Source organism: Cupriavidus pauculus (genome assembly GCF_002858765.1).
Taxonomy (GTDB): Bacteria; Pseudomonadota; Gammaproteobacteria; order Burkholderiales; family Burkholderiaceae; genus Cupriavidus; species Cupriavidus pauculus_B.
In genome coordinates, this window is the sequence record NZ_PJRP01000001.1 from 947,597 (window position 1) to 961,862 (window position 14,266).

General features: G+C 67.7%; 9 protein-coding genes. 7 read left to right on the top strand and 2 right to left on the bottom strand.

The features are described from left to right. The first annotated feature begins 41 nt into the window (after nucleotides 1-41). Nucleotides 42-947, top strand: a complete 906-nt coding sequence (gene dapA, locus CYJ10_RS04295; RefSeq protein WP_101680282.1) for a 4-hydroxy-tetrahydrodipicolinate synthase — start codon at nucleotides 42-44, stop codon at nucleotides 945-947. Here the strand turns inward: dapA and hemL are convergent. Then, nucleotides 934-2,226, bottom strand: coding sequence for a glutamate-1-semialdehyde 2,1-aminomutase (gene hemL / locus CYJ10_RS04300; RefSeq protein ID WP_101680283.1), 1,293 nt, complete (start codon nucleotides 2,224-2,226; stop codon nucleotides 934-936). The two genes, dapA and hemL, sit on opposite strands and share 14 nt — an antisense overlap. 253 nt (nucleotides 2,227-2,479) lie before the next feature. On the opposite strand from hemL, the gene CYJ10_RS04305 reads away from it, so the two are divergent. The 6 genes from CYJ10_RS04305 (at nucleotide 2,480) to CYJ10_RS04330 (ending at nucleotide 12,858) form a co-directional block, all read left to right on the top strand. Continuing rightward, nucleotides 2,480-2,650: a rubredoxin gene (locus tag CYJ10_RS04305; RefSeq protein WP_101680284.1), complete on the top strand. Its 171-nt coding sequence runs from the start codon at nucleotides 2,480-2,482 to the stop codon at nucleotides 2,648-2,650. Nucleotides 2,651-3,008: 358 nt separating this feature from the next. Continuing rightward, nucleotides 3,009-3,503, top strand: a complete 495-nt coding sequence (locus CYJ10_RS04310; protein ID WP_101680416.1) for a response regulator — start codon at nucleotides 3,009-3,011, stop codon at nucleotides 3,501-3,503. A 33-nt stretch (nucleotides 3,504-3,536) separates the two neighbouring features. Next, nucleotides 3,537-3,905: a response regulator gene (locus tag CYJ10_RS04315; RefSeq protein WP_092594954.1), complete on the top strand. Its 369-nt coding sequence runs from the start codon at nucleotides 3,537-3,539 to the stop codon at nucleotides 3,903-3,905. A 124-nt stretch (nucleotides 3,906-4,029) separates the two neighbouring features. Beyond that, entirely contained in the window at nucleotides 4,030-4,581 is a 552-nt protein-coding gene (locus CYJ10_RS04320) for a chemotaxis protein CheW (protein WP_101680285.1), read from the top strand. Between the two features lie 55 nt (nucleotides 4,582-4,636). Further along, the gene (locus CYJ10_RS04325) at nucleotides 4,637-6,832 is read left to right on the top strand and encodes a methyl-accepting chemotaxis protein (RefSeq protein ID WP_101680286.1); all 2,196 of its coding nucleotides are present in this window, start codon (nucleotides 4,637-4,639) and stop codon (nucleotides 6,830-6,832) included. Between the two features lie 38 nt (nucleotides 6,833-6,870). Next, nucleotides 6,871-12,858 (top strand): hybrid sensor histidine kinase/response regulator, encoded by a 5,988-nt coding sequence (locus CYJ10_RS04330; RefSeq protein ID WP_101680287.1) that lies wholly within the window; start codon nucleotides 6,871-6,873, stop codon nucleotides 12,856-12,858. A 67-nt stretch (nucleotides 12,859-12,925) separates the two neighbouring features. Here the strand turns inward: CYJ10_RS04330 and CYJ10_RS04335 are convergent, their stop codons facing one another. Continuing rightward, complete coding sequence (locus CYJ10_RS04335; protein ID WP_101680288.1) at nucleotides 12,926-14,239, bottom strand: MFS transporter; 1,314 nt, start codon at nucleotides 14,237-14,239, stop codon at nucleotides 12,926-12,928. Between the last annotated feature and the right edge of the window lie 27 nt (nucleotides 14,240-14,266).

A 14,266-nucleotide genomic window follows, 5' to 3' on the forward strand; every position in this document is an offset into this window, starting at 1 on the left:
GCATCGACGGTTTCCTGAACCGGTCGATCCGGAGTGTATGGATGCAAGCCACGCAAACTTCCTTCCAGGGCATCTGGCTGCCGCTGGTGACCCCCTTTGTTGACAATACCGCCGACCGCGCCGTCGATCATGTTGCGCTGCGCCGCATGGTGATGCACTACCGTGCCACCGGCCTGGCCGGGTTCGTGGTCTGTGGCAGCACGGGCGAGGCCGCCGCGCTCGACGAGCCCGAGCAACTGGCCGTGCTCGATACGGTGTTGGAAGCGGCCGCCGGCCTGCCGGTGGTGATGGGACTGGCCGGTAACCACCTGGGGCATGCCATGGCGCGGCTGGAGCGGCTCAACAGCCGTCCGCTGGCTGGGGTGCTGGCGCCCGCGCCCTATTACATTCGCCCGTCGCAGGCGGGTTTGCGCGACTGGTTCGCGCGGCTGGCCGACGCCGCGCGGGCGCCACTGGTGCTCTATGACATCCCATACCGGACCGGCGCCACGCTGACGCTGGACACCCTGCTGGCATTGGCTGACCACGACAATATCGTCGCCATCAAGGATTGCGGCGGCAATGCGCAGACCACCCAGGCGCTCATCGCCGATGGCAGGCTGTCAGTGTTGGCGGGGGAGGATCACCAACTGCTGGGTACGCTGGCATTGGGCGGACGCGGAGCGATCATCGCCTCGGCGCATTTCCGGCCCGAACTGTTCGTGGAGATCTGGCGCGCCGTGGAAGTAGGGCGGCTCGCAGACGCGCGCCGCCTGTTCCATGCGCTGATGCCGCTGATGCTGGCGCTGTTCGCCGAGCCCAACCCCGGGCCGGCCAAGGCGTTGCTGGCCCGGCTGGGCTGGCTGGCCGACACGCTGCGGCCACCAATGACATCGGCATCGCCGGAACTGGCTGACCAGCTTGCGGCGCTGCACTATGCGCTGGACGACGTGATCAGCCGGCCTTGAATGCCTTTTCGGCGGCCTTGATCGTCGCGTCGATGATGGCGTCGTCGTGCTTTGCCGAGACAAAGCCGGCCTCGAAGGCCGACGGCGCCAGGTAGACGCCTTCGGCCAGCATGGCGTGGAAGAAGCGGTTGAAGCGGCCCACGTCGGCCTGGGTGACTTCGGCAAAGCTGGTCGGCACGGCGTTGGTGAAGTAGAGGCCGAACATGCCGCCGATGGCATCGGCGGAGAACGGCACGCCAGCCGCACGGGCGGCGGCGGTCAGGCCGTCGGCCAGCTTGCGCGTCTGCGTGGCCAGGCGCTCGTAGAAGCCCGGTGCCTGGATCAGCTTCAGCGTGGTCAGGCCCGCGGCCACGGCCAGCGGGTTGCCCGACAGCGTGCCGGCCTGGTACACCCCGCCCAGCGGCGCCAGCTTGGCCATAATGTCGCGCCGGCCGCCAAACGCCGCCGCCGGCATGCCGCCGCCAATCACCTTGCCCAGGCAGGTCATGTCGGGGACGATGCCGTAGTGCGATTGCGCGCCGCCCAGCGCCACCCGGAAGCCAGTCATGACTTCGTCGAAGATCAGCACGCTGCCGTGTTCGCTGCACAGGTTGCGCATGGACGTCAGGAAGGCGTTGCTGGCGCGCACCAGGTTCATGTTGCCGGCCACGGGCTCGACGATGACCGCCGCGATCTCGCCCTTGTGGCGCGCGAACGCTTCTTCCAGCTGGGTCACGTTGTTGTATTCGAGCACCATCGTGTGGCGCGTCACGTCGGCGGGCACGCCGGCCGACGACGGCGCGTTCTGCGTGGTGTCCGCGAACGTCAGCAGGCCCGAGCCGGCCTTGACCAGCAGGCTGTCGGCGTGGCCGTGGTAGCAGCCCTCGAACTTGATGATCAGGTCGCGGCCCGTGAAACCGCGCGCCAGCCGCAGCGCGCTCATGGTGGCCTCGGTGCCCGACGACACCAGCCGTACCTGCTCGATCGACGGCACGAGCTTGCAGATTTCTTCGGCCATGACGATCTCGCCCTCGGTCGGCGCACCGAACGAAAAGCTCTGCACGGCGGTTTCCTGTACGGCGCGCACCACGTCCGGATGCGCGTGGCCGACGATCATCGGACCCCAGGAGCCGATGTAGTCGATGTACTGCTGGCCGTCGGCGTCCCACATGTAGGCGCCCTCGGCCCGGGTAATGAAGCGGGGCGTGCCGCCGACGGAACGGAAGGCGCGCACGGGCGAGTTGACGCCGCCGGGAATGGTCTGCTGGGCACGGTCGAAAAGCTGCTGGTTACGGGACATGGAATTCTGACCAAAAAGAAGATTCGGGAAGACAGGCGTCCGGCCGGGGGCGGCTGCTCGCGTGCCTGGCGGCGGGTTGCCCGAAATGCGGGCAATCCTGGCCGAAAGGGTGCCGTTCAGGCGGCATCTGCACGTCAAATTGCACGAACGCGGCGATATTGGGCCATTTGCGCTGGCCCATGGGTGGCGTCATCGGCGCCGATTGGGTACCATCATGCGCTGGATTTTAATGGAGACTGGCAAGAGCCTGCATATGGAATACAAGACTTGGATGTGCCTGATTTGTGGCTGGATCTATGACGAGGCCACCGGCGCGCCGGAAGACGGCATCGCCGCGGGTACCAAATGGGAGGACGTGCCCATCAACTGGACCTGTCCGGAATGCGGGGCACGCAAGGAAGATTTCGAGATGGTGGCCATCTGAGGCTTGTCGTCCGGAAATGGCCGTGCGTCGCGCCAAAGCGACAGAACGGCCGGTGACGCCGGGGTGTCCTGATTGACGGCCCCCCCACGAGTTGTCACACTCTGCGGCAAAACTGAACATCCGTCCGGCCGCGCCGCCATTGGCAGGCTGAAGACGGGGTGCCGCGGCACAAGAACATTGCAGTAACAGGCAGGCGCGGACAAGAAGCGCGCCGCCACCGGCAGGGTAGCCGGGTATTTTTTGACTGGGAATTGGAAAATCGGGGGCCGCCGGCCAGCCATTCATGGCGCCGTGCGGAAGTTCTCAAGTGAATGCCTACGCCTGTTGTGTCACGCAGGACGTGGGTCGCGGGAACATGATGCGGGTCACTCAAACAGAACAAGATATGTCTGTCGATGGGGTCAACGCCGGCGGCACCGCCGGTGCCAGCGAGGCATCCACAGCGCGCAAGGCCGCTGTGAAGGTGCTCGTGATCGACGACTCCAGCACCATCCGCCGGACGGCGGAAATATTCCTGACCCAGGCAGGCTTCCAGGTCATGCTGGCCGAGGACGGCTTCGAGGCGCTCGCCAAGGTGGGTGACCTGCATCCGGACGTCATCTTCTGCGACATCCTCATGCCGCGGCTCGATGGCTACCAGACCTGCTCCCTGATCAAGAAAAGCCCACGCTTCCACGCCATCCCCGTGATCATGCTGTCGTCCCGCGACGGCGTGTTCGACCGCTCGCGCGGCAAGCTCGTCGGTGCGCACAACCATCTGGCCAAGCCGTTTTCCCGCGAAGCCCTGCTGCAGGCGGTACAGACCTGCCTGGCGGGCTGCGTGCCGGAAGAGGGTGCGGCCGTGGCGGCATGATGCATGCCGCCCGAAGTATCCAGGAATAAAACAATGACCATCAGCAAAATCCTTATCGTCGACGATTCGCCCACCGAAGCCCTGTTCATGTCCGACCTGCTTGGCAAGAAGGGCTTCAAGGTCTCCGTGGCCGGCAACAGCGAACAGGCCATGACGCGCCTCGAGGCGGAAACCTTCGACCTGATCCTGATGGACGTGGTGATGCCGGGCCAGAACGGCTACCAGGCCACCCGCGCGATCAAGCGCGACGACCGCTTCAAGGACATCCCCGTGATCATGTGCACCAGCAAGGGCCTGGAGACGGATCGCATCTGGGGCATTCGCCAGGGCGCTTCCGACTACATCGTCAAGCCGGTGGACGGCGAGGAACTGCTTTCGAAGATCGCCGCGCTGGCGCACTGAGCGCCGCGGTAGCCTAGGGGCCGGAGTGGGCGCGGGTGTCCCGTCGGGGGACGCCGGCGGCGCCCGCGCACGGCCATGACAACTGGTTTCACCACTGGTTTCCAGGTTTCACTGGTATCCGATCATGAACGCGCCGCGCCAAGACATCCGAACCCGCCAGACTCGCCAGACCCGCCTGCATGACTATCAGGCCATGCTGGCCCGGCGCCTGCGCGAGGCGCGCAACCTGCCCGCGGTCGACAGCTACCTGGGCGTGCTCGTGGGCCAGCGCAACTGGCTGCTGCCGCTGATGGACACCGGCGAGGTGCTGGAGATGCGCGCGCCGGCGGCCGTGCCGCTGACGCAGCCGTGGTATCGCGGCCTGGTCAACGCGCGGGGCAACCTGCTGGGCGTGATCGACTTCGGCATGTTCTGCGGCGAAGGCCCGACCCCGGTGCAGCCGGGCAGCAAGATCGTGGTGCTGTCGCGCCATGTGGAACGTGCCTGCGGCATCATCGCCACGCGCGTGGTGGGCCTGCGGCACGCGGTGGACCTGACGCCGGCCGGTGGCGCAGAACCCGAAGCCTGGCGTGGTGCCGCCTTCGCGGACCGGGACGGGCGCGATTGGCAGGTGCTGGATATCCGCCAGTTGCTGGATGCGCCGGCATTCCTGCAGGCTGGCCGCGATGCGGCCTGAAGCCTGACGCCTGAGCACAAGAACCAAACAGAAAACGAACAAACAGAGGGTTGCCATGGGAATCAAGAAGATCAGCCTGGGCCGTCGCACCGCTACCGCCGGTGCCGCTGCCGACGCGGCGCCGCCGCGCGCATCGGTATTTGCCAAGTCCGGCGCAGGCCGGGGTGGCGCGGGCCAGACGCCGGTGGAGATGATGTCCGGCTGGCTGACGCGGATGCCGTTCTCCTCCCAGCAACGATTGCTGACGGGCGGCGTGGTGGCATCGCTGCTGGCGCTGCTGGCGTCGGTCTATCTTGATAACCGCCAGGCCAACAACGGCGCGGCGCAGATCGAGATCGCCGGTAATATGCTGATGCACTCGCAGCGCCTGGGCAAGGCAGTGCCGGTGGCGCTGCTCGGTAACGCGCAGGCATTCACGCAGCTGCGCCAGTCCAAGGAACAGCTGACCGCCGACTTGCTGGCGCTGCAGAACGGTAGCGACGAAAAGCACGTGCGCGCCACGTCCGGCCCGGCCGAGCCGCTGCTCGAAAAGGCGTTCGGCTCGTGGAAGCGCTCGGAAAAGAGCGCGGCCGACGTACTGGCCCAGCAGCCCATCCTGACGACGATCGGCCAGACGCTGCAGATCTTCAACGCGTCGAACCCCGAACTGCTCGAAGCCGCCGAACAGGTGGCCGCCATCAAGCTGCAGGCCGGCTCGAACACGCGCGAGGTGGCCGCTTCCGCGCAACTGGTGATGCTGACGCAGCGCCTGGGCAAAAACCTGAACGAATTCCTCTCGGGCGAAGGCGTCAACCCCGAAACCGCGTTCCTGCTGGGCAAGGACACCAACACCTTCCGCGAAACGCTGGACGGCCTGACCAACGGCTCCGAAGCGCTGCGCCTGGCGCCCGCCAGCGACGCCGAGACGCGCAACTACCTGCAGCAGCTGTCGCAGCGTTTCGAGGCGGTGCAGAAGACCACGCAGACCATTCTGCAGAACCTGCCCGGCCTGATCGCCGCCAAGCGCGCGCAGCAGCAGATCTTCAATGACAACGAGGCACTGCGCGGCGAGCTGTCCGAACTGCAGACGTCGTACGCCGAGGGCGCACGTTTCCGTCCGTGGACGTTTGGCGCCATGGTGGTGTCGGCCGTGGCCACGCTGCTGTGCCTGGCCGGGCTCGCGGCGCTGTACCTGCGCGATTCGCGCGTGCGTACGCTGGAAGCCGAAGCGCGTGAGCGTGAAGCCGAAGCGCGCCGCCTGGAGGAAAAGCGCAACAACGACGCCACCCAGAAGGCCATTCTGCAGCTGATGAACGAGTTGCAGGACATCGCTGACGGCGACTTGACGCGCCAGGCCACCGTGACCGAGGACATCACCGGCGCCATTGCCGACTCGGTGAACTACACGGTGGAAGAACTGAAGGAACTGGTGGGCCGCGTGCAGCAGACCGCCGGACAGGTGCAGCACGCTTCGTCGCAGGTGCAGGACACCTCGGTGCAGCTGGCGGCCACGACCGAAGAGCAGTCGCGCCAGATTCGCCAGACCGGCGAGTCGGTGGTGGAGATGGCAGACCGCATCACGCAGGTATCGCGCGGCGCGGCTGAATCCGCCAACGTGGCACGTGCGTCGCTGTCCGCTGCCGAGCAGGGCCAGCACGCGGTGCAAAACGCCATCGCGGGCATGAACGACATTCGCGACCAGATTCAGGAAACCTCGAAGCGGATCAAGCGCTTGGGCGAATCGTCGCAGGAGATCGGTGAAATCGTCGAGCTGATCTCGGACATTACCGAACAGACCAACGTGCTGGCACTGAACGCCGCCATCCAGGCGGCTTCGGCGGGCGAAGCAGGCCGCGGCTTCTCGGTGGTGGCGGAAGAAGTGCAGCGACTGGCCGAACGCTCGGGCGAGGCAACCAAGCAGATTGGCGCGCTGATCCGCACGATTCAGACCGACACGCAGGACGCCGTGCACGCCATGGAGCAGAGCACGGCGGGCGTGGTGGAAGGTGCGCGACTGTCGGACAACGCCGGTGCCGCACTGGTGGAAATCGGACGCGTGTCGCGCCAGCTGGCCGAGCTGATCGAACAGATCGCGCAGACCACGTCGCACGAGGCGGGTCTGGCCACCAACGTGGCCCACCACATCGAAGGCATCCTGCAAGTCACCGCGCAAACGACGGCCGGCACGCGCCACACCGCCACGTCGGTGCGCCAGCTGACCGCGCTGACCGAAGAGCTGCGTAACTCGGTGTCGCGATTCAAGATCGCCTGACGCCGGCCCGTACGTTGACGGCCGCACCGGAACTGGTCATGTCCCTGAATTCCATCCTCACCAGCGACGAGGCCGCCACGGCCGCGTCGCAACCGCATGCCACGCCGGATACGGCCGCAGCCGGGGTTCCGGCTGCCCCGCAGCGCGACCTCTCGGTGCTGGCCTGGCTGGCGCCAAGCCTGCGCACCGCGCTGGACGACGCCGCGACCGAGCTGGGCCACTATGTCGACGAAATCCGGCAAACGCCGGAAGCGCTGGGCGCCCGCGACACCACGTCGCTGCGCCTGGCCGGCCAGCACCTGCACCAGGCCGCTGGCGCCGTGCATATCGTCGGCCTGCGCGGGGTGGATGCCTACTGCCAGGCGCTGCGCCGCCTGCTGGAAGCCGTCGATGCCGGCACCGTGGCCGCCGACGCCGCCATGCTGGCGGTGTTCCGCACCGGCGTGCAGGCACTGGCCGAATACGTCGACGACCTGATGACGGGCGACGCGGAAGACCCGCTGCGCCTGTTCCAGCCCTATGCCGCCGCGCTGACGCTGCTGAAGGAAGATCGAGTGCATCCGGCCGACCTGTGGCTGGAAGAGCTGCAGATGCTGCCCGGCATCGTGCTACCCACGCGCTCGGCGTCGGCCGTCACGCGTGCGCGCCAGCGCTTCGAGGCCGCACTGCTGAAGGCGCTGCGCCTGCCCACGCCCTGTACGGAAACCTCGCTGCTGCGCGAGGCCTGGCTGCCGCTGCAGTCGGCACTGGACGACGTGCGCAACCACGAACAGGACGCGCGCCGTACCACCGACACACCCGATCGCGGCATCTGGCACACGCTGGCCATGGTGTTCCGCGCGCTGGCCCACGGCCTGTTGCCGTCCGACCTGCTGGCCAAGCGCTTTGCCGCCCGTACCCACCTGCTGGTGCGCCAGTACCTGCAGGGTCAGGTGCGCGTGCCGCAGGCGCTGCTCAACGACGCCGTCTTCCTGCTGGTCAGCACCGGTTTGACCCCGGACGGCCCCGAGGACACGACGCCGCCCGTGGTGCAGGCCGCCGTGCAGGTGCTGCGCGTGGATATCGCACGCAGCCTGCAGGCGTACCGGGTAGACCCGGCGCACGTGGTGGCGCGGGCCGATTACCGGCAACGCTACTACGGCTGGCTCGATCCGATCGATACGCGCAACCTGCAGCATGCGGCCACCGCCATCGAGCGGGCCGCCGCCGACGACCAGTCGGGCTGGGAACTTGCGCTGGCGTCGCTGGCCGAGGCCGCCATGCCGCTGGCGCAGCCAGCGCTGCAGCAGTGCCTGACCGCAGCTGCCGCATACGCGGGCCGGCAGCCGGCGGGCGATGCACTGGGCCGTGGCGGCGTGGCGCTGTTCCTGGCACGGGCGCTGGCCATGCCGTGGCGCGTCCACGGCAAATCCGGCCATGCATCGGCGGCCGAGTTTGCCGTGCGCTGCGAGACACTGACCACCTGCCTGGCCGACCCCGATGCGGCAGCGCCCGCGTGGCTGGCCGAGCTGGTGCAGTCCGCCGGCGCCCAGGCGCAGCGGACCGAAGCCGTGGCACAGGTGCGTGCCCAGTTGGATAGCGGTGAATCGTGGCTCGATACTTATGACCGCAATGTGGCACGCGCCGACGCGGGCAATGCGCTCGACGACGCCGCGCAGGCCTTTGGCGCGCTGCTGGCCTCCATCGAACGCATCCACGGCAGCGCCGCGCTGCCCGAGGGCATCGACGACGAGACCGACGCCGCGCTGGCGTCGGTGCGCTCGGTGCTGCAACGGCTTGGCGTGCTGCGTGAAACCACCGACCACACCGCGCGTATCGACCAGTTGTCGGATATCGCCGCAGAACTGGGCGCGGTCCACGCATTTGCCGACCTGCTCGAATTCGGCCGCAAGCAGAACGATGCTGCCGGCGACGATCCGTTCGCGCTGCACACGCAACGCCACGACGCCGCGCCGCAAGGCGCGCTGGGCGTGGCGCGCAGTGCCGCGATGGACGCCATTCGCGTGGCCGCCACCGCCGATTCCCCCGAAATCCAGCGGCTGCGTGCCGCGCTGCAGGCGGTATCCGATCAGGCTGCCATCGACGACGATGCCGCGCTGCGCCGCCAGGCCAGCGAGGCCACCACGCAGCTCCACGCGTGGCTGGCCGGTAGCGAATCGGCAGCCGAACGCATGGTGGTGGCGCTGGCCGACCCGTTGCCCGCCGCCGTTGCGCCGGTGACGGCAGCGCCAGTCGTGGCGTCGATGCCGGTCGATGCCGCCGCGATCGACGCCGAACTGCTAGAAATTTTCCTGGCCGAGGCCGAAGAGGTGCTGGGCAATATCGCCACCGACCTGGCTGGCGGCATGGACGCCCTGCGCGATGCCGACGTGCTGAGCCGCCTGCGCCGTGCCTTCCACACGCTCAAGGGATCGAGCCGCATGGTCGGCCTGAACCGCTACGGCGAAGCGGCCTGGGCCGTCGAACAGGTAATGAACCTGTGGATTGCCGAGGCGCGCGAGTCGGTGCCCGAACTGCCTGCCCTGCTGCAACAGGCGCACGATCAGCTGCGCGAATGGGCGCTGGCCCTGCTTGAGGATCCGTCGACGCTGCGTGACATCGCCCCGCTGGTGGACGCTGCGCAGGCGCTGCGCGAGCCGGGCGGCATGGCAACCGGCGACGCCGAAGCCGACCCGATCGATTCGCTTGATGCGCTGCTGGCCCAGGCGTCCGCGCCGCTGGCATCGGTGGGCACCCGGTTGTCTGCCGCCGAACCGGTGGGTCTGCCGACCGCCACCGCCGATACTGCCGACCAGGCTGGCACCGACGACAACGTGCTGCCGTTCCGCCTGTCCGGCGGCCTGGCCGACGATGACGAGGGCTACAAGGTCATTGGCCCGGTTCGCATCGGTCTGGCGCTGTACAACGTCTACTTGCAGGAGGCCGACGACCTGCTGCGCCAGTTCGCCACGGACCTGTCCGAGTGGCGGCACGAGAATCATCCGTGCCCGAGCGAGCTGGCCCTGCGCGTGGCGCACACGCTGCAAGGCAGCGCGTCGACGGTGGGCCTGGAGCCGGTGCGCGAGATTGCCGAGGCGCTCGAACATCTGCTGTTGCTGCTTGGCCGCCATCCGGTGGTCATGCATCCGGCCGACTTCCGCCTGCTGGACATGGCCGTCGACCGACTGCGCGCGATGCTGCACCAGTTTGCCGCCGGCATCTGGCCCGATGCCGATGCGCCGCTGTGCCGCGACCTGAACGACTTTGGCGAGCGTGCGCTGGTGCGTCCGCGCGCCGCGCTGCCGGCGGCCCAGTCCACCGGCCAGGAAGGCTCGGTATCGCAATTGTTCGGTCAGAACCCGACGACGCCGCAGCCGCTGCCCGAGATCGACGCTCACGCGCAGGCGCCCGTGGCGGAATTGCCGCCCGTGAAGCTGACGCCGATCACGTCGCTGCCGCCGGTGTCGGCGCCGGCGGGCCCGGTACTGACGCCCGTCACGCCGGTGCAGGACGCCGTGGTGATCGCGCTGCCGACCGCGCCGCGCCACGACTCGATCGCCGTGGCGCACGTCACGCCGGATTCGCCTGAAACGCTGCCCGAGGACACCTCGACCGACACTTCGGCGCTGGACCCGGCGCTGGTTGAGATTTTCCTGGAGGAAGCCCACGGCGCGCTGCCCGATCTTGGCAAGCTGGTGCGCTCGTGGGAAGCCTCGCCCGACGATGCGCAGCACGGCGGCCTGATCCTGCGCGGCTTGCACACGCTGAAGGGCAGCGCGCGCATGGCCGGCGCCATGGCGCTGGGCCAGGCGGCCCACGAAATGGAAACGCTGCTGGAAGCCAGCGTGCGCGGCCAGCGCGTGTCGCCGGACCTGTTCGGCAAGCTGTACGCGTGGTACGACCGCATCCTGGCGCACGTGGACGCGCTGCAGAACGGCCGTCTGCTGCCGGTGGACGATGCCGATGTGGTCAACGGCCTGGTGGCTGCGCCTGCCGGCCCTGCCACGCTGGCGGCACCGGCGGAGGCGCTGGATGCTTCGGCGCCGGCCATGCCGCAGCACGCGATCGTGCCGGTGACGCCGCTGATGCCGGCCAGCCAGGCCGCCTTGCCGAGCGACGCCGATCGCCAGCGCGCCTTGGTACGCGTGCAGGCTCGCGCGCTGGACACGCTGATCAACGACGCCGGCGAAGTGAGCGCCACGCGCGCGCGCCTGGACAGCGAACTCGAGGCGCTGCGCAGCTACTTGGGCGAACTGAACGACAACGTCGCCCGTCTGCGCATGCAGCTGCGCGAGATCGAAATCCAGGCTGAAACGCAGATGGCATCGCGGATCGCCGACCAGCAGCACAACCAGGAATTCGATCCGCTGGAGTTCGACCGCTTCACGCGCTTCCAGGAACTGACGCGCATGATGGCCGAGTCGGTGAACGACGTGGCCACCGTGGAGCAGAACTTGCAGCGCGGCTTTGACCGCGCGTCGGGCGACCTGGCCGCACAGGCGCGGCTGACGCGTGGCCTGCAGCGCGGCCTGATGCAGGCGCGCATGGTGCAGTTTGATGCGCTGGCCGAACGCCTGTATCGCGTGGCACGCCAGTCGGCCACCGAGACCGGCAAGGAAGTGCGCCTGCTGATCAAGGGTGGCACCGTGGAAATCGACCGCTCGGTGCTGGACCGCATGGCCGGGCCGATCGAGCATCTGATCCGCAACGCCGTGGTGCATGGCATCGAGCCGGCCGACGCGCGCCGTGCGGCGGGCAAGTCGACCACCGGCGCGCTGACGCTGGAAGTGCAGCAGGAAGGCAACGAAGTGGTGCTGACGTTCTTCGACGACGGCAGCGGCCTGAACCTGCAGCGCATTCGCGAGCATGCCGTGGCGCGCCAGCTGATGGCGCCCGACGAGGACGCCAGCGACGCCCGTCTGACCGAAATGATCTTTGCGCCGGGCTTCTCGACCGCCGACGCGGTGTCCGAACTGGCGGGCCGTGGCGTGGGGATGGACGTGGTGCGTGCCGAAACGGTGGCGCTGGGCGGCCGTATCACGCTGTCGACCGAGACCGGTCGTGGCACCAGCTTCACGGTGCACCTGCCGCTGACGACGGCGATCACGCAGGTGCTGCTGGTGTCGCTGGGCGGCCGCCTGTTCGCCATGCCGAGCGGCATGATCGACCAGGTCCACCAGTTGCGCGAGAAGCCGCTGGTGGAGGCCTACAACGCTGGCCGCTTCACCGCCGCCGGTATCGAGGTGCCGTTCTTCTATTTCGGTGCGCTGCTTGAGGAAACCGCCGCGATGGCGTCGAGCCGCAAGTATTCGCCGGTGGTTGTGTTGCGCTCCGGTGCCGAACGCGTGGCCGTGCATGTGGACGACGTGCTAGGCAACCGCGAAGTGGTGGTGAAGCACATCGGCCCGCATCTGGCGCGTATGGAAGGCATTGCCGGTGCGACCACGCTGGGCGATGGCGAGATCGTGCTGATCTACAACCCGGTGGTGCTGGCCCAGCGCTGGGTGCGCGAGCGCGGCGCCACGGCGCCGGCCACGCCGATGCTGGCCGCGCCGCAACATGCCGGCCAGACTGGCGCGGTGGCCGAGTTCATCGGCGCCGGCGCGGCAGTGCCCGTGCAGGGGTTGATGACGCAGCCGACCGTGATGGTGGTGGACGATTCGCTGACCGTGCGCAAGGCCAGCCAGCGTCTGCTGACGCGTGCCGGCTACCAGGTGGTGCTGGCTCGCGATGGTGTGGATGCGCTGCGTCAGTTGCAGGAAGTGATGCCCGACGCGATGCTCGTCGACATCGAGATGCCGAACATGGACGGCTTTGACCTGACGCGGAACGTGCGGGCCGATGCGCGCACCCACCACATGCCGCTGGTCATGATCACGTCGCGCACGGCGGAGAAGCATCGCCGCTATGCGGCGGAGATCGGCGTGAACGTCTACCTGGGCAAGCCGTTCAACGAAGACGAACTGCTGCGCACGCTGCAGCAACTGATCGGCGAAAAGGCCGCTGATACGGCATCGTCAGTGGCGCAGATGCTGGGCGAGGCGTAAGCTGGTATCGCCCTGTGTTTGCTCCCCTCTCCCGCCTTGCGGGAGAGGGGAGCCCCCCAACTTCCAATCAATCTCTCTTTGGATTCACCATCTTCGCCGGAACCGACAGCGCCAGTGCCGCGCCCACCACCATGCAGGCGGCCAGCAGGTACATGCCCGAGTCGGTGCTGTGGGTCATGTCCTTGAGCCAGCCCACCGCGTAGGGGCTGATAAAGCCCGCCAGGTTCCCCAGCGAATTAATCAGTGCAATGCCCGCGGCGGCGCCCGTGCCGGCCAGGAAAGCCGTCGGCAGGCTCCAGAACAGCGGCAGCGTGGTCAGGATGCCGATGGTGGCCAGCGTCAGCGCCACCATGGCCATCGTGGTATCGCCATGCCACTGCACCGACAGCACCAGACCCAGTGCGCCGAGCAGGGCCGGCACGGCGATGTGCCAGCGGCGCTCGCCCCGGCGGTCGGCGCTCTGCGCGAACAGGATCATGCCGACCACGGCGCAGCCGTACGGAATGGCGGTGAGCAGGCCCACGTCGAGTGCCCCCTTCACGCCGGTCTGCTTGATGATCGTCGGCAGCCAGAAACTCACACCGTACAGGCCCATCACGAAGCTGAAGTAGATCGCGCTCATCAGCCAGACGCGGGGGCTCGACAATACCTGCGTGATGGGCGGATCTTCCTTGTGCTGGTCCTCGGCCGCGATATTGCGTTGGAGCAGTGTCTTTTCATCGTCGTTCAGCCACTTGGCGTGGACGATGCGGTCGTCCAGGTACAGCAGCACCCAGATACCGACCAGGATCGACGGGATGCCTTCCACCAGGAACATCCATTGCCAGCCGGCCCAGCCGTTGTGGCCGTCGAATGACTGCATGATCCAGCCCGACAGCGGCCCGCCGATCACGCCCGACAGCGCGATGGCCGTCATGAAGAACGTGGTGGTGCGCCCGCGCCGGCTGGCGGGATACCAGTAGGTCAGGTACAGGATGATGCCCGGGAAGAAGCCGGCTTCGGCGATGCCCAGCAGGAAGCGCAGCACGTAGAACATCGTCGGCGTGGTGACGAACATCATGGCCGCCGAAATCAGGCCCCACGTGATCATGATCCGGGCGATCCAGATGCGCGCGCCCACCTTGTGCAGGATCACGTTGCTCGGCACCTCGAACAGGAAGTAGCCGATGAAGAAGATGCCGGCGCCCAGCCCGTAGATGGTTTCGCTGAACTGCAGGTCGTTGAGCATCTGCAGCTTGGCAAAGCCCACGTTGACGCGGTCCAGATACGCCACGACGTAGCAGAGCAGCAGGAACGGCACCAGGCGCCAAGTGACCTTGCGGTAGGTAGCGTCCTCGAAGCCGGCGTCGCGCGCGCCGGTATTGACTGCGGTGGTTGTCATCGGTGTCTCCTCATTGGGTCTTGTAGT

Bases quoted from the DNA above. Each gene is read 5' to 3' on its own strand.
- CYJ10_RS04305 (WP_101680284.1), top strand. From the start codon at position 2,480: ATGGAATACAAGACTTGGATGTGCCTGATTTGTGGCTGGATCTATGAC.
- hemL (WP_101680283.1), bottom strand. From the start codon at position 2,226: ATGTCCCGTAACCAGCAGCTTTTCGACCGTGCCCAGCAGACCATTCCC.
- CYJ10_RS04315 (WP_092594954.1), top strand. From the start codon at position 3,537: ATGACCATCAGCAAAATCCTTATCGTCGACGATTCGCCCACCGAAGCC.
- CYJ10_RS04335 (WP_101680288.1), bottom strand. From the start codon at position 14,239: ATGACAACCACCGCAGTCAATACCGGCGCGCGCGACGCCGGCTTCGAG.
- CYJ10_RS04325 (WP_101680286.1), top strand. From the start codon at position 4,637: ATGGGAATCAAGAAGATCAGCCTGGGCCGTCGCACCGCTACCGCCGGT.
- dapA (WP_101680282.1), top strand. From the start codon at position 42: ATGCAAGCCACGCAAACTTCCTTCCAGGGCATCTGGCTGCCGCTGGTG.
- CYJ10_RS04330 (WP_101680287.1), top strand. From the start codon at position 6,871: ATGTCCCTGAATTCCATCCTCACCAGCGACGAGGCCGCCACGGCCGCG.
- CYJ10_RS04310 (WP_101680416.1), top strand. From the start codon at position 3,009: ATGCGGGTCACTCAAACAGAACAAGATATGTCTGTCGATGGGGTCAAC.
- CYJ10_RS04320 (WP_101680285.1), top strand. From the start codon at position 4,030: ATGAACGCGCCGCGCCAAGACATCCGAACCCGCCAGACTCGCCAGACC.